The 14276-nt window shown below is 68.1% G+C and carries 16 protein-coding genes; 5 read left to right on the top strand and 11 right to left on the bottom strand.

The features are described from left to right. Positions 1-49: 49 nt before the first annotated feature. Positions 50-1498, top strand: coding sequence for a sensor histidine kinase (locus G6N60_RS23525; RefSeq protein WP_163741764.1), 1449 nt, complete (start codon positions 50-52; stop codon positions 1496-1498). Between the two features lie 46 nt (positions 1499-1544). On the opposite strand, the gene G6N60_RS23520 is transcribed toward G6N60_RS23525, so the two are convergent. Then, positions 1545-1949, bottom strand: coding sequence for an HIT family protein (locus G6N60_RS23520; RefSeq protein WP_163741762.1), 405 nt, complete (start codon positions 1947-1949; stop codon positions 1545-1547). A gap of 137 nt (positions 1950-2086) precedes the next feature. On the opposite strand from G6N60_RS23520, the gene G6N60_RS23515 reads away from it, so the two are divergent. Next, a complete protein-coding gene (locus tag G6N60_RS23515; protein WP_372510994.1) occupies positions 2087-3322 on the top strand; it encodes a bifunctional glycosyltransferase family 2/GtrA family protein in 1236 nt (411 codons plus the stop codon). Here G6N60_RS23515 and G6N60_RS23510 read toward each other — a convergent pair whose 3' ends face one another. From G6N60_RS23510 to G6N60_RS23465, 10 genes are all read right to left on the bottom strand, one after another. Continuing rightward, complete coding sequence (locus G6N60_RS23510) at positions 3323-3631, bottom strand: DUF732 domain-containing protein (RefSeq protein WP_246240978.1); 309 nt, start codon at positions 3629-3631, stop codon at positions 3323-3325. It abuts the gene before it with no gap. 75 nt (positions 3632-3706) lie between these two features. Continuing rightward, entirely contained in the window at positions 3707-4561 is an 855-nt protein-coding gene (locus G6N60_RS23505) for an SDR family NAD(P)-dependent oxidoreductase (protein WP_163744441.1), read from the bottom strand. Continuing rightward, the gene (locus G6N60_RS23500) at positions 4558-4977 is read right to left on the bottom strand and encodes a nuclear transport factor 2 family protein (RefSeq protein WP_163741758.1); all 420 of its coding nucleotides are present in this window, start codon (positions 4975-4977) and stop codon (positions 4558-4560) included. Before G6N60_RS23500 ends, G6N60_RS23505 begins: the two co-directional genes overlap by 4 nt. A 4-nt stretch (positions 4978-4981) precedes the next feature. Continuing rightward, positions 4982-6109: an NDMA-dependent alcohol dehydrogenase gene (locus tag G6N60_RS23495; protein ID WP_163741755.1), complete on the bottom strand. Its 1128-nt coding sequence runs from the start codon at positions 6107-6109 to the stop codon at positions 4982-4984. A 91-nt stretch (positions 6110-6200) separates the two neighbouring features. Continuing rightward, positions 6201-6743: a nuclear transport factor 2 family protein gene (locus tag G6N60_RS23490; RefSeq protein ID WP_163741753.1), complete on the bottom strand. Its 543-nt coding sequence runs from the start codon at positions 6741-6743 to the stop codon at positions 6201-6203. A gap of 2 nt (positions 6744-6745) precedes the next feature. Next, positions 6746-6952 carry a ferredoxin gene (locus G6N60_RS23485; protein ID WP_163741751.1) on the bottom strand — a complete coding sequence of 69 codons (207 nt, stop codon included), beginning with the start codon at positions 6950-6952 and terminating at the stop codon, positions 6746-6748. Positions 6953-6956: 4 nt separating this feature from the next. Continuing rightward, positions 6957-8354 carry a lanosterol 14-alpha demethylase gene (locus tag G6N60_RS23480; RefSeq protein WP_246240973.1) on the bottom strand — a complete coding sequence of 466 codons (1398 nt, stop codon included), beginning with the start codon at positions 8352-8354 and terminating at the stop codon, positions 6957-6959. Further along, entirely contained in the window at positions 8351-9175 is an 825-nt protein-coding gene (locus G6N60_RS23475) for an SDR family oxidoreductase (RefSeq protein ID WP_163741749.1), read from the bottom strand. The genes G6N60_RS23480 and G6N60_RS23475 overlap by 4 nt, the downstream gene beginning before the upstream one ends. Then, complete coding sequence (locus G6N60_RS23470) at positions 9176-10390, bottom strand: cytochrome P450 (RefSeq protein WP_163741747.1); 1215 nt, start codon at positions 10388-10390, stop codon at positions 9176-9178. Then, entirely contained in the window at positions 10387-10998 is a 612-nt protein-coding gene (locus G6N60_RS23465) for a TetR family transcriptional regulator (protein ID WP_163741744.1), read from the bottom strand. The genes G6N60_RS23470 and G6N60_RS23465 overlap by 4 nt, the downstream gene beginning before the upstream one ends. A gap of 173 nt (positions 10999-11171) precedes the next feature. Between G6N60_RS23465 and G6N60_RS23460 the strand changes: the two genes are divergently transcribed. Genes G6N60_RS23460 through G6N60_RS23450 form a run of 3 tightly spaced genes read left to right on the top strand, consistent with a single transcriptional unit; the run spans position 11172 to position 14274 of the window. Then, positions 11172-12641 carry an aldehyde dehydrogenase gene (locus G6N60_RS23460; protein WP_163741742.1) on the top strand — a complete coding sequence of 490 codons (1470 nt, stop codon included), beginning with the start codon at positions 11172-11174 and terminating at the stop codon, positions 12639-12641. A gap of 11 nt (positions 12642-12652) precedes the next feature. Beyond that, the gene (locus G6N60_RS23455) at positions 12653-13414 is read left to right on the top strand and encodes an SDR family oxidoreductase (RefSeq protein WP_163741740.1); all 762 of its coding nucleotides are present in this window, start codon (positions 12653-12655) and stop codon (positions 13412-13414) included. Further along, a complete protein-coding gene (locus G6N60_RS23450) occupies positions 13414-14274 on the top strand; it encodes an NAD(P)-dependent oxidoreductase (protein ID WP_163741737.1) in 861 nt (286 codons plus the stop codon). Before G6N60_RS23455 ends, G6N60_RS23450 begins: the two co-directional genes overlap by 1 nt. Positions 14275-14276: the final 2 nt, after the last annotated feature.

Genomic DNA, 14276 nt, shown 5'->3' with positions numbered 1-14276 from the left:
GATGCGCGAGATCGCTCGGCAACGGCCTCGCTTTTTGCACAATGGGGGAATGGCAGGTTTGCGTGCGCGCGGCATCCCCCTTCGGGTGGGGCTGGTCGCAGCGACCCTGGTGCTGGTGGCCTGCGGTTTGCTCGCCTCCGGGATCGCCGTCACCTCGATCATGCGGCACAGCCTGATAAACCGCGTCGACGAGACACTGCTCGACGCCTCGCGGGGCTGGGCGCAGGCGCCGCGCCGCATGCCCACCACCCCGATCGAGGATCCGAACCCGGCGCGGCCACCGTCGAACTTCTACGTCAGGGGCATCGACTCCGACGGCCGCATCTGGATGGCGGTCAACGACCGCGAGGCCGAGCCCGCACTGCCCGATAGCAACGACGTCGGTCCCGTCCCGGTCACCGTGGGGTCCATCGACCATTCGAACGTCCAGTGGCGGGCGATGACGGTGCGGGGTCTGCACGGCGAACTGACCACCGTGGCGATCGACCTGTCCGACGTGTCGTCGACCGTGCGGGCCCTGACGTGGTCGCAGGTGGGCATCGGCGTCGCGGTGCTGCTGGTGCTCGGCATCGCGGGCTTTGCCGTGGTGCACCGCAGCCTGCGTCCCCTGGTCGAAGTCGAGCAGACCGCTGCGGCGATCGCCGCCGGCGAGCTCGATCGCCGCATCCCGCAACGTGATTCGCGCACCGAGGTCGGCCGGCTGTCCCTCGCGCTGAACGGCATGCTCGCCCAGATCCAGCGCGCGGTCGCCTCGTCCGAGGCGTCGGCGGAACAGGCGCGCACGTCCGAGGACCGGATGCGGCGCTTCATCACCGACGCGAGCCACGAACTGCGCACCCCGCTGACGACCATCCGCGGCTTCGCCGAGCTGTACCGCCAGGGTGCCGCGCGCGACGTCGAGCTGCTGATGAGTCGCATCGAGAGCGAGTCGCAGCGCATGGGTCTGCTGGTCGAGGATCTGCTGCTACTGGCCCGCCTGGACGCGCAGCGGCCACTGGAGCAACGCCGAGTCGATCTGCTGGCGCTGGCGAGCGACGCCGTGCACGACGCCCGCTCGATCGCGCCGAAGCGCAGCATCACGATGGAGGTGTTCGACGGGCCGGGCATCCCCGAGGTCGTCGGGGACGAGGCGCGGTTGCGGCAGGTGCTGGGCAACCTGGTGGCGAACGCACTGCAGCACACCCCGGAGACCGCGAGCATCTCGATCCGCGTCGGCACCGAGGAGGACCACGCGATCCTCGAGGTGTGCGACGAGGGGCCGGGCATGAGCCGCGACGACGCCCACCGCATCTTCGAACGGTTCTACCGGACCGACTCCTCGCGGGCGCGCACCAGCGGTGGCTCGGGGCTGGGGCTGTCCATCGTCGACTCGCTGGTGAGCGCCCATGGCGGCACGGTCGGCGTCACGACGGCGCCGGGGTCCGGCTGCCGGTTCACCGTGCAGCTGCCGCGGATCGCGGACGTGGCCGCCGCGGACGTGCCCGCCGCCGTGGGCTGAGGGCTGCTCTGGGCTGAGGACCGCCGTGGGGGGAGGGCCGCCCACCTCAATCCTGTTGTGCCAGTGCGGCCTTGATCTTGGTCTGCGCCTCGTCGAGGGATTCCGGTGACGGGTTGCGGTCGACGTTGGCGAACCCGAAGTCGGCCAGGTCGCGGGCCGGGAACACGTGGACGTGCAGGTGCGGCACCTCGAGCCCGGCGATGATCAAGCCCGACCGCTCGGTGCCGAACGCCGTCGACACGGCGCGGCCGATGCGCTGCGCCACCGCCATCACGCGCTGAAAGGCCGCCGGGTCCACGCTCTGCCAGTTGTCGATCTCCTCGCGCGGGACCACCAGCGTGTGCCCCTGCGTCATGGGTTCGATCGTGAGGAAGGCGACGACGTCGTCGTCCTCGTAGACGAATCGACCGGGGATCTCGCGGTTGATGATCTTGGTGAAGACGGAGGCCATGGGTCGAGCATGCCAGCCCGGGGACGGGCACGACGTTGCGGGCCGCTCGATGACCCGGGACGTCGAGCAAACCTGCTGACAGTCGGTTCTCAGCGCCGGGGCAGAGCGGTGGCAGCTTGCGTCGGGACCGTGGAATCGTGACCGACCTGGCGAAGTCGACCAAGGCCGGCGGCCTTACCTGGTCCTCGTCGCGACCCAGTGAGCCGAGCTATGTGCTCGACGTCGTCATCCCGGTGTTCGACGAAGAACGCGCACTCGGCGACTGCATCCGTCGGCTGTCTCGGTTCCTGGCCGCGGAGGTGCCGTATCCGGCCCGAATCACCGTGGCGGACAACGCAAGTACTGACGGCACGCTGGCCGTCGCGCGACGTCTGGCCGAAGAGCTGCCGCACGTCTACGTCATGCACCTGGGTGCGAAGGGGCGCGGTGGTGCGCTGCACGCGGCGTGGACTGCGTCGCCCGCCGACGTGGTCGCCTACATGGACGTCGACCTGTCGACCGATCTGACCGCGCTGATGCCGCTCGTCGCCCCGCTGGTGTCGGGTCACTCCGACGTCGCGATCGGCACCCGGCTGACGGCGTCCTCCCGCGTGATACGCGGTCCGAAACGCGAATTCGTCTCCCGCAGTTACAATTTGATGCTCCGCGGCATGCTGGGGGCGCGCTTCTCGGATGCGCAGTGCGGTTTCAAGGCCATCCGCGCCGACGTGGCCCGCCAGCTGTTGCCGCTGGTGGTCGACACCGGCTGGTTCTTCGACACCGAGCTGCTGGTCATCGCCGAACGGGCCGGCCTGCGCATCCACGAGGTGCCGGTCGACTGGATCGACGACCCCGATTCGCGGGTCGACGTCGTGCGCACCGCGGTCGAGGACCTCAAGGGTTGTTGGCGGGTGGGCCGCGCACTGGCTACCGGGGCGCTGCCGCTGCGCGAACTGCAGGCCGCGCTCGGGCGCGAACCGCTGGTGCCCGGTGTCCCGAAGGGGATGGTCGGCCAACTGGTCCGGTTCGGCATCGTGGGGGTGGCGAGCACGCTCGCCTACGCCCTGCTGTACCTGGTGCTGCATCCGGTGCTGGGTTCGCAGGTGGCCAATCTCGTCGCACTGCTGGTGACGGCCATCGCCAACACCGCGGCCAACCGCGCCTTCACCTTCGGCGTGCGCGGTGCCACCGGCGCCGCCCGACATCAACTGCATGGGTTGGTGGTGTTCGCCTTCGGTCTGGCGATCACCAGCGGCTCACTGTTCGTGGTGCACCGGTGCCACCTGCCCATCGGCCGGGTGGGCGAACTGTCGGTCCTGGTGGTGGCGAACCTGGTGGCTACGCTGGTGCGCTTCGTGGCGCTGCGCCGCGTGTTCGGCGTGCACCGGCGCTAGTTAGACGCCCAGCGTCGACTTGATCATCTCGGGGCAGTAGGACCGCACGGCCAGCCCGGTGAACGTGGTGGCGACCTCGCGCGGGACGCCGCCGGCGACCACGCCCGACACCGTCCAGGCAAACGACTTGGCGCCCTTCTTCAGCGACGGGCAGACGCTGTGTGCGACGGTCCTGGCGACGGTTTCGTTGACTCCGATGCCCGCGGCGCCCAGGGCGGCAAAGAAGGCGTCGTCGGCGCCGTCGGCGTGGGCGGGCGCGACGGCGATCGGCGCGGCGGCCACGGCGAGCCCAGCGGCTGCTGCCAGCAAACGAGGCTTCAGGGATCGGGGAGAACGGTTCATCACTAGACGACCATGACGCATCTTTGCTGACTTGTCCAGTTCTCAGGCCTCGCCGCGGTTGCCCAGCACACCGTCCAGCTCGGCCGGCGACCACGGTGGCGCGTCGTGGTGATCGCGGTAGGCGAGCACGCTGGGCGGCCGCCGGTCGAACCGGCCGACGAACCCGCCAGCGGCGACCAGGATTTGGCCGGTGACGTGCTTCGCCAGATCACTCGCCAGGTACGCGTACAGCGGCGCGGCGTACTCGGGCGGCGCGGCGTCGAGCGCACCCCTGGTGCTGACCTCGTCGAGAAGTCCGCGCCGGTGCAGATCGGCGATCTGGGCCTCGTACTCCGGCCCCTCCGACAACCGCGTCTTTGCGCCAGGGCACACGACGTTGGCGCGCACACCGGCTGACTTCAGCTCGGCAGCAATTGCCAGCGTCAGGCTGTTGACGGCGCCCTTGCCGGCCGGATAGCCGGTTCCGCCGTAGTCACCGAGGAACGCGAACGAGCTGGTGTTGACGATGGCGCCGCCGCCGCGGGCCACCATCTCGGGCGCGGCCGCCCGGCAGGTCTCGAACACCGTGCCGAGGTGCGCGTCGAGCAGATCGTGGAACTGCCCCGACGTCACGTTGAGGATCGAGGACCCCGCAGGCTCGGCGATGCCGGCACAGTTGATCAGGGCGTCGACGGAATCGAATTCACTCAGGCAGGTCGCGACGAGCGCGTCGGCGATCTTCGGGTCGGCCGGCGAACCGGGCAGGCCGATGGCGCTACCGCCGACCCGGGCGACGGCGGAGGAGACGGCCTCGTCGTCGCGCCCGTTGATCACCACCCCGACGCCGTCGGCGGCCAGGAGTTCGGCCACCGCGAGCCCGATTCCCCGGGAACCGCCGACGACGACGGCGCCGTTCAGTCTTCCTGCCCAAACTCCATGGCATCCATGTTCCAGTAGCCGCGAAGGTTGGTGATGAGGCCGGCGTCGTCGACCCGGTAGGTGAACACCCCGCGTACGGTCGCGGTGAACCCGTTCGGAAAGACGGTGTGCAACACCAGGATGTAGGCGATCTCGGTCGGCGAGCTCGACGGGAAGGTCGCCTCGCGCGTGACCGTCAGACGGTTCGGCCCGATGTTGGCGTCGTAGAACGCCGCGACCGCCTCCTTGCCGCGGATGCCGCGACCGTCGGGATTGGTGACGGCCTCGCCGATCGGGTCCTCGATGACGACGTCGTCGCTCATCAGCGCGAGCCAGCCGGCGCGGTCACCGGCCTGCACGCACCGCCACGACGCCTCCGACGCCGTCGCCACCGGCGCTTGTTCGACGGTTGTCACGGGACTACCTGTCGGCGTCGGTGAAGCGGATGACGCCGCGGATGTTGCGACCCTCGAGCATGTCGGTGTAACCGTCGTTGATCTGCTCCAGCTTGTACTGCCGGGTGATCATGTCGTCGAGGTTGAGCTTGCCCGCCTTGTACATCGACAGGAGCTGGGGGATGTCGAAGTGCGGGTTGCCGCCACCGAAGATGGTGCCCTGCAAGCGCTTCTGCAGCAGGGTGAGCATCGCCAGGTTGAGCGACACGTCGGTGTCCATCATGCTGCCGATGGCCGTCACGACGGTCGTGCCACCCTTGGCCGTCAGGTTGACGTAGTTGTCGACGTCCTTGCCGTGCAGCTCGCCGACGGTCACGATGACCTGCTTGGCCATGAGTCCCTGGGTCACCTCGGCGACACCGGCGAACGCAGCCTCCATGTCCGGATATGCATGTGTCGCACCGAACTTCAGTGCTGCGTCGCGCTTCCACTCGACCGGCTCGACGACGAAGAGGTTGCGTGCGCCCGCGTTGACCGCACCCTGCAGCGCGGACATGCCGACCCCGCCGACGCCGATGATCGCGACGTCGTCACCGGGCCGGATGTCACCGGCGCGCACGGCCGAGCCGTAACCGGTGGTGACGCCGCAGCCCACCAGGCAGGCCACCTCGAAGGGGATCGACGGGTCGATCTTCACGACCGAGCTGCGGTGCACCACCATGTACGGGCTGAACGTGCCGAGCAGGGTCATCGGGAAGACGGGCTGGCCGTTGGCCGTGATGCGGTGGGTGCCGTCGGAGACCGCGGTGCCGCCCAGCAGTCCGGCGCCCAGATCGCAGAGGTTGCGCATGCCGGCCTGACAGGACGGGCACTTGCCGCAGGACGGGATGAACGACAGCACGACGTGGTCACCCGGCGCGATGTCCTCGACGCCGGGACCGACCTCGGTCACGACGCCGGCGCCCTCGTGGCCGCCGAGCACCGGGAAGCCCATCATCGGAATGCCGCCGGTAACGAGGTGATGGTCGGAATGGCACATGCCCGCCGCTTCCATCTGGATCTTGACCTCGTCCTTGACGGGGTCACCGATCTCGATCTCCTCGATCGACCACGGCTTGTTGAATTCCCAGATCAGAGCGCCCTTGGTCTTCATCTGAACCTCTCTCGACTCGGTATGTGATCACAGACTAGAGCCTCTAGTTAACTGCGTCACAGCCACCCCAAGCAACTGCTTGGTGGGATCGTCACCAGATCGGCACGGGGCTCTGACCGAGCGGGTAGTAACCCGGCAGTTTCTCGCCCGCGACGCTGCGCTCGATGCGCTTCTGCATGGTCGGCGTGAGGTCCCCGGAGCTGATGAGCTGACCGAACATGTGGGCGACGTGGCCGAAGTCGAAGAAGTCGCGCTGCCATTCGATGAGCAGCTGGTCGTCGAGCCGGAACCAGCTGCCGCCGATCCCGTAGATCTCGTCGCGTGAGCCGTCGCCCTTGTTCACGATCTGCTTCCAGAACCCGACGATCTCGCTCTGCTGTTCGTCGACGAGCACCTTCTGGTATTCGTAGACCCAGTTTTCCAGGCCCTCCATCTCCAAACCCAGTGCGATGTCCCGGATTTCGTCCTTGCCGATGCACATGACGTCTTCCTTGGGCCCGATGTTCCAGCCGTAGGTGGCGTCGTCGGCGTAGAAGTCGGCCAGCGGCTTCCAGTCACCGGCCTTCTCGGCGTCCGCGTTGGCCTGCAGCCAGCGCTGCACCCAGTCGTCCAAGGCTGCGCGTGTGGATGCCATCGTCAGTCCTTCTCCTTCAGTGAAAGTGCTTGGGTGGGACACATCTCGATCGCCCGCTCGACGTCCTCGCGGATGTCGTCGGGTGGCTCTGCCTGAAGGATCTCTACGACCCCGCGTTTGGGCACGGAAAACACCTGCGGTGCCTCCAGTTCGCACATCGCGTGGCCCTGGCAGAGGTCGTCGTCGAGCTCGACGCGGTAGCACCCCATGGGTTCAGGCCCGCCTGCGGTAGCGCACCTTCGCCGGCTGGGCCAGCTGCACGACCATCTTGGAATGATCGTTGCGGTAGCTCTCCGACGGCTGGGACATCTCGAACTCGTACTCGCGCAACAACACCGAGAAGATCGCCTTGATCTGCATCTGCGCGAACGCCGCGCCGACGCACCGGTGCTTGCCCGCCCCGAAGGGAATCCACGTCCACCGGTTGGCCAGATCCTCCTGCCGCGGCTTCTCGTAGCGGTCGGGGTCGAAGTCATCGGGGTTCGGGAAGTCCTCGGCGATCCGGTTGGAGATCGCCGGCGACGCAGCGACCATCTGCCCCTGGTGTATTGGATAGCCCGCGACCTCGAACTCGTCCTGCGCGACGCGCATCAGGATGATCAGCGGCGGGTGCAGGCGCAGCGTCTCCTTCAGCGAGTTGTCGAGTCGCGGAATCTGGCGCAGCGCATGGAAACTCACCTCTTGGCCGTCGGCGTAGAGCTCGTCGAGCTCGCGCTGCACGTCGGCGTACACGTCGGGGTGACGCAGCAGCTCGATCAACGTCCACGACGAGGTGCCCGAGCTGGTGTGGTGACCCGCGAACATCAGCGAGATGAACATGCCGGTCACTTCGTTGGCCGTGAACCGGGGGTTGCCGTCGTCGTCCTTGATCGACACCAGGACGTCGAGCAGGTCGCGGTCCGCCTTTCCCTTGGGCGGGTTGGCGATTCGACCATCCATGATCTCCTGCACCAGCGCGACCAGCTTGACGCGGGACTCGTCGCGGATGCGGAAGCTCTCGATGTCGAGGTAGGGATCGACGTAGCACAGCGGATCGGTGCCGCGCTCCAACTGGTGGTAGTACTCGGCGAACCGACGGTCGAGCTGCTCGCGGAACTTCAGCCCGATGAGGCACGCCGTCGAGGTGTAGATCGTCAGCTCGGAGAAGAAGTCCAGCAGCTCGATCTCACCCTGCTCGCCCCAGTCGGCGATGATCTTCTTGACCTCGTTCTCGATGGTCGCCGCGTGGCCCTTCATCTGCTCACCGCGCAGCGCGGTGTTGTGCAGCATCTCGGCCCGACGCTCGGGGTCGGCGTCGAACACGACGCCCTCGCCGAAGATGGGCGTCATGAAGGGGTAGGCCTCGGCCTGGTTGAGTTCGGCGTCGCTGGAGCGGAAGAAGAACTCGTTGGCCTCCGCGCCGGACAGCATGACGACCTGCTTGTCGGCCAGCTGGAACCAGCCGACGTCACCGCATTCGGACCGGATGCGGTGCATCAGCCCGATCGGGTCGGTGCGGAATTCCTCCAGGTGTCCGTATTCTTCTTCCCCGCCCGAGACGCGGGGCACGTCCTTCGTCGCCGCAGTGGGAGATGTCGCAGTGGGAGATGTCGCAGTGGGAGATTCGGTCATGACGGCATTCCCTCCTCGCCGAGGGCGAGCTTCTGTCGGCCCGTGGTGGTGGCCAACGGCGCTTCCGGTTGGAGTTCCATGTTCGCGATGAACCCGCCGCGCGGGGTCTCGGCGACGAAGGTGATCGCACGGGCGAGGTCCGAGGCGCGCAGGAAGTAGTCGTGCCGGGCCTGTCCCCACTTGGCCCAGTCCTCCAGCGCGGGACCGATCAGTTCGGCCGGCAGGCTCCAGCCCATCGACGTCTTCGTGGGCCCCGGGTGCACGATCGATGCGCGAACGCCCGTGCCCTCCAACTCCATCTGGAAGTTGGTGACCATCGCGACGAGGGCGGCCTTGGCGGCGCCGTAGGCACCCATGTGCGGCCGCTGGCGCAGCGCGACGTCGGAGCCGACGAAGATGAGGTCACCGCGCTGGCGTTCGAGCATGCCGGGCAGCACCGCCGTCGCCAGCCGGTTGGCCCCGACGAGGTGGATCTGCAACTGCGAGTCGAAGTCATCGCTGCTGATGTCGGCCAGCTTGCCGAAGTAGGTGTCTCCGGCGCCCGCGACGAGCACCTCGATCTCACCGAGGGCGTCCTCGGCCTGCGCGACGAACGACCGCACCGAGTGGGGGTCGGTGACGTCGAGGTGAAAACCCACGGCCTCGCCGCCGTCGGCGGTGATCTTGCCGACGAGGTCGTCGAGCTTCTCGACCCGGCGGGCGCCGAGCGCGACGGGAAAACCGCGTCTGGCGAGCTCGATGGCGGTGGCCTCGCCGATGCCGGCGGAGGCACCCGCCACGATGGCCGGCCGACGATCGGGCAGTGGGGCGAAACGGGGCATCTATCGGGCCTTCACGCTGATGGGGAGGTGGGCGAATCCGCGGACGTTGCTCGAGTGGACGCGGACGGCGTTGGCCTCGTCCACCTCGTATCCCCGGATTCGGGTGAACAGCTCGGCGAGCGCCACCCGTGCCTCCATGCGGGCCAGATGGGCGCCGAGGCAGAAGTGCGCACCGCTGCCGAAGCTTTGGAGCTTGGCGCCGATGTCGCGACCGATCAGATACTCGTCGGGCCGCTCGAAGGCGCGCTCGTCACGGTGGGCCGACCCGGGCAGCAGCAGCAGGACGTCGCCATCGGGAATCGTGGTGTCGTACAACGTCATGTCGCCGGTCACCAGCCGCGCCAGGATTTGGCTGGAGGTGTCGTAGCGCAATGTCTCCTCGACCCACAGCGGGATGCGACCCGGATCGTCGTATAGCGGCTCGATCTGATCGGGGTTCTTGGCACCCCAAAAAGCGGCATTCGCAAGCAGTTTCGTGGTCGTCTCGTTACCCGCGATGACCATCAGGAACATGAAGCCGATGATCTCGTCGTCGGTGAGCCGGTCGCCGTCGATCTCGGCCTCCAGCAGTGCCGACGTCAGATCCTCGGCGGGCTTCTTGCGTCGCTCGGCAACCATCTCCTGGTAGTAGACGATGAGGTTGAGCGAGGCCTCGATCGCCTCGGGCGGGACGTCGGTGACGCCGTCGTCGCGGTGCATGACGCCGTCGGCCCAGGCCCGCACCCGGTCGCGGTCGGGCTCCGGCACGCCCATCAGCTCGCTGATGACGTCCATGGGCAGCTTGCCGGCGAATTCGGCGACGTAGTCGACGGTGCCACCGTCTGCGGCCCGTTCCATCATGACGTCGAGATGTCGTACGGCGATCTCGGTGACCCGCGGTTCGAGCTCGCGGATCCGGCGCGGGGTGAAGCCCTTCGACACCAGGGTGCGCAACCTGAGGTGGTCGGGGTCGTCCATGGCGAGGAAGGACATCGTCTTGGACGCGTGCTTGTTGCGCGAGACCGGATCCAGCGACACGCCCTCGCGATTGGACAGCGTCGTGCTGTTGCGGAAACCGGCGAGGACGTCGGCGTGCCGCGACAGCGCCCAGAAGCCGAGCTCGTCGTTGCGGTAGAGCGGCGCCTCGTCGCGCAGCCGCTTGTAGTACGGGTAGGGGTCCTCGTGGAAGTCGTAGTCGTAGGGGTCCAGCAGCACCCCCGTGCCGTCGACGGTCATGGAGCGTCTCCCAGGATGAGGCCGACCGCGTATGCCAGCCGGTCGGCGATCTGGTGGTAGGTGAAGTAGCCGCTGCCCGCCTGGACGAGGGCGCCGAAGAACGTCATCTCCAGCGCCGACAGCAGCCGGTGGTCGGGCTCCGGGCCGTAGGCCGAGGTGATGCGGCGGTGGATCTCGGCGCCGATGCGCTCCCGCACGCGGCCGACGGCGTCGTCGTTGCCGCCGCCGAGCAGGGCGGTGGTGCAGGCGGCGGCGACCTCGGGCTCGTCGGCGACGGCCAGCGCCAGGCTGCGCAACGTCCTGTCCACGCGCGTCACGCGGCTCTCGTTGACGTCGGTGAAGTACGGCGCCTGGCGGATCAGATCCAGATACACCTCGGCGATGAGGTGATTCTTCGACGAGAAGTAGGTGTACGCGGTGGCGGGGGCGACCTTGGCGCGGGCCGCGACGGCCCGCACGGTGAGATCGGCGTAGGACGACTCGCGCAACATCTCCACTCCTGCGGCGAGCACCTTGCGGAAGGTCTCCTCCTGCCTGCGGTTGCGCGGCGCCTCACCCGCACCCGCCGTCGACCCATCTGTGATCGCAACCACGGCATCACTGGACACATGTCCAAGTTATCCGACGGTCGTGCCGCTCGGCAAGTCGATTCACTGAAAGCACTGCTGTCTCGGGCTTTTGACCGCTGAACGCCGTCTTTCCTTGCCACCGGCACGTCGCGGCGGTTATGGTTCGTTCTCAGACAGCCGGACAGTTGTCCAGGAAATGAACGGGAGTGTGCATGGCGTTACTGGGCTCCGCCGAGAGTCGACTGTTCATCGACGGCACGCTGTCGGCGGGCCATGCGGGCACGTTCCCCACCGTCAACCCGGCCACCGAAGAGGTGCTGGGCGTGGCGGCCGATGCGGACGCCGCGGACATGGACGCCGCGATCGGCGCCGCGAGGCGCGCGTTCGACGACACCGACTGGTCGACCGACGTCGAACTCCGGGTCCGCTGCATCCGGCAGCTCCAGCAGGCGATGCGCGACCACGTCGAGGAGTTGCGCGCACTGACGATCGCCGAAGTCGGGGCGCCGCGGATGCTCACCTCCGCCGCACAACTGGAGGGCCCGGTCGCCGATCTGTCGTTCTGCGCCGACACCGCGGAGAACTACCAGTGGACGACCGATCTCGGCATCGCGTCGCCGATGGGCATGAAGACCCACCGCACGGTGGCCAGGGAGGCGATCGGCGTCGTCGGCGCCATCACCCCGTGGAACTTCCCGCATCAGATCAACCTGGCCAAGATCGGACCCGCGCTCGCCGCGGGGAACACGCTGGTGCTCAAACCGGCTCCCGACACCCCATGGGCCGCAGCGGTCCTCGGCGAGTTGATCGCCGAACACACCGAGTTCCCGGCCGGCGTCGTCAACGTCGTCACCTCCAGCGACCACGGTGTCGGCGCGCTGCTGTCGACGGATCCGCGCGTGGACATGGTGTCGTTCACCGGTTCGACGAGCACCGGCCGGGCCGTGATGTCCGACGGCGCTGCGACGCTGAAGAAGGTGTTCCTGGAACTCGGCGGCAAGTCGGCGTTCCTGGTGCTCGACGACGCCGATCTGGCTGGCGCGTGCGCGATGTCGGCGTTCACCGCGGCCATGCACGCCGGGCAGGGCTGCGCCATCACCACCCGACTGGTGGTGCCCCGGGCCCGCTACGACGAGGCCGTCGAGGCGGCCGCCGCCACGATGGGCGGACTCAAGCCCGGAGATCCGAACGATTCCGGCACCATCTGCGGGCCGGTGATCTCCGCACGGCAGCGCGACCGCATTCAGGGTTACCTCGACTCGGCGATCGTCGACGGCGGCCGATTCGCCTGCGGCGGTGGACGACCCGCCGATCGCGACAGGGGGTTCTTCATCGAGCCGACCGTGATCGCCGGCCTCGACAACGACGCGAAGGTCGCGCAGGAGGAGATCTTCGGCCCGGTGTTGACCGTCATCGCCCACGACGGCGACGACGACGCGGTCCGCATCGCCAACGACTCGCCCTACGGCCTGTCCGGCACGGTGTTCTCCGGTGACGACGAGCGGGCCGCGCGGATCGCCGCCCGACTGCGCGTCGGCACGGTGAACGTCAATGGCGGCGTGTGGTATTCGGCGGACATGCCCTTCGGCGGGTACAAGCAGTCCGGCATCGGCCGGGAGATGGGCCTGGCCGGCTTCGAGGAGTACCTCGAGACCAAGGCCATTGCGACGCTGGCGAATTGAGGAGAGAACCCATGGCAATGTACGGAGACCAGTTCACCGACAAGGTGGCCATCGTCACCGGCGCCGGCGGCGGCATCGGGCAGGCCTACGCCGAGGCGCTGGCCCACGAGGGTGCGGCCGTCGTCGTCGCGGACATCAACCTCGAGGGCGCGCAGAAGGTGGCCGACGGCATCACGGGCGAGGGCGGCAACGCCCTCGCGGTACGCGTCGACGTGAGCGACCCCGACTCCGCCAAGGAGATGGCGGCCCAGGCGCTCTCGGAGTTCGGCGGCATCGACTACCTCGTCAACAACGCCGCGATCTTCGGTGGCATGAAGCTCGACTTCCTGATCACGGTCGACTGGGACTATTACAAGAAGTTCATGAGCGTGAACATGGACGGCGCGCTGGTGTGCACGCGCGCGGTGTACCGCAAGATGGCCAAGCGCGGGGGCGGCGCGATCGTCAACCAGTCGTCGACCGCCGCGTGGCTGTACTCGAACTTCTACGGTCTGGCGAAGGTCGGCATCAACGGGTTGACCCAGCAGCTGGCCACCGAACTCGGCGGCCAGAACATCCGCGTCAACGCCATCGCGCCGGGGCCCATCGACACCGAGGCCAACCGGACCACGACGCCGCAGGAGATGGTCGCCGACATCGTCAAGGGAATTCCGTTGTCCCGCATGGGCGAAGTCGACGACCTGACCGGCATGTGCCTGTTCCTGCTGTCGGATCAGGCGAAGTGGATCACCGGCCAGATCTTCAACGTCGACGGCGGACAGATCATCCGCTGATGACTGAATCGAGACTGGGGTACATCGGGCTGGGGAACCAGGGTGCGCCGATGGCGAAGCGACTCGTCGACTGGCCGGGCGGACTGATCGTCTACGACGTCCGCACCGAGTCGATGACGCCGTTTGCCGAAGCCGGTGCCACGCTGGCGGACAGCGTCGCCGACGTGGCCGCCGCGGACGTCATCAGCGTGACCGTGCTGACCGACGCGCAGGTGCGCGACGTCGTGGACGAACTCGCCGCGCACGCAGCACCGGGCACGGTCATCGCGATCCACTCGACGATCGAGCCCACTACCGCGAGCGAGCTGGCCGAGAGGTTGCGGCCCAAGGGGATTCACGTCGTCGATGCGCCCGTCAGCGGTGGCGCGGGCGCGGCGGCCAAGGGTGAGCTGGCCGTCATGGTCGGGGCCGACGACGAGGCCTACGAGACGGTCAAGCCGGTGTTCAAGCGGTGGGCCTCGATGGTGGTCCGGGCCGGTGAGCCCGGGGCGGGCACCCGCATGAAGCTGGCGCGAAACATGTTGACCTACATCGGCTTCGCGGCCGCGTGCGAGGCGGCCAAGCTGGCCGAGGCCGCCGGCATCGATCTGCAGAAGCTGGGACGCGTGGTGCGGCACAGCGACGCGCAGAGCGGCGGGCCCGGCGCCATCATGGTCCGCGACGACACCGCGCCGCTGCCGCCCGACCACTTCGTGTACGACATGTTCGTGCACACGCGCGGGCTGGCCGACAAGGACCTGCGGTTGGCGCTCGAGCTGGGTGCGGCGATGGGAGTGGACCTGCCGCTCGCCGAGATCGCCCTGCGTGACCTGGCCGCCGGACTCGGTGTGCCGCACAGCGCGTCGACGACGAAGGAGTGAGC

This window comes from Mycolicibacterium madagascariense (assembly GCF_010729665.1).
Taxonomy (GTDB): domain Bacteria; phylum Actinomycetota; class Actinomycetes; order Mycobacteriales; family Mycobacteriaceae; genus Mycobacterium; species Mycobacterium madagascariense.
Note: the sequence above shows the minus strand (reverse complement) of the source record. Positions and strands in the feature narration are given on the sequence as shown.

What these genes read in the sequence shown, in the direction of transcription:
- G6N60_RS23460 (WP_163741742.1), top strand. Translation starts at nt 11,172, where the DNA reads ATGGCGTTACTGGGCTCCGCCGAGAGTCGACTGTTCATCGACGGCACG.
- G6N60_RS23490 (WP_163741753.1), bottom strand. Translation starts at nt 6,743, where the DNA reads ATGGCATCCACACGCGCAGCCTTGGACGACTGGGTGCAGCGCTGGCTG.
- G6N60_RS23480 (WP_246240973.1), bottom strand. Translation starts at nt 8,354, where the DNA reads ATGACCGAATCTCCCACTGCGACATCTCCCACTGCGACATCTCCCACT.
- G6N60_RS23475 (WP_163741749.1), bottom strand. Translation starts at nt 9,175, where the DNA reads ATGCCCCGTTTCGCCCCACTGCCCGATCGTCGGCCGGCCATCGTGGCG.
- G6N60_RS23525 (WP_163741764.1), top strand. Translation starts at nt 50, where the DNA reads ATGGCAGGTTTGCGTGCGCGCGGCATCCCCCTTCGGGTGGGGCTGGTC.
- G6N60_RS23485 (WP_163741751.1), bottom strand. Translation starts at nt 6,952, where the DNA reads ATGGGGTGCTACCGCGTCGAGCTCGACGACGACCTCTGCCAGGGCCAC.
- G6N60_RS23495 (WP_163741755.1), bottom strand. Translation starts at nt 6,109, where the DNA reads ATGAAGACCAAGGGCGCTCTGATCTGGGAATTCAACAAGCCGTGGTCG.
- G6N60_RS23455 (WP_163741740.1), top strand. Translation starts at nt 12,653, where the DNA reads ATGGCAATGTACGGAGACCAGTTCACCGACAAGGTGGCCATCGTCACC.
- G6N60_RS23520 (WP_163741762.1), bottom strand. Translation starts at nt 1,949, where the DNA reads ATGGCCTCCGTCTTCACCAAGATCATCAACCGCGAGATCCCCGGTCGA.
- G6N60_RS23450 (WP_163741737.1), top strand. Translation starts at nt 13,414, where the DNA reads ATGACTGAATCGAGACTGGGGTACATCGGGCTGGGGAACCAGGGTGCG.
- G6N60_RS23470 (WP_163741747.1), bottom strand. Translation starts at nt 10,390, where the DNA reads ATGACCGTCGACGGCACGGGGGTGCTGCTGGACCCCTACGACTACGAC.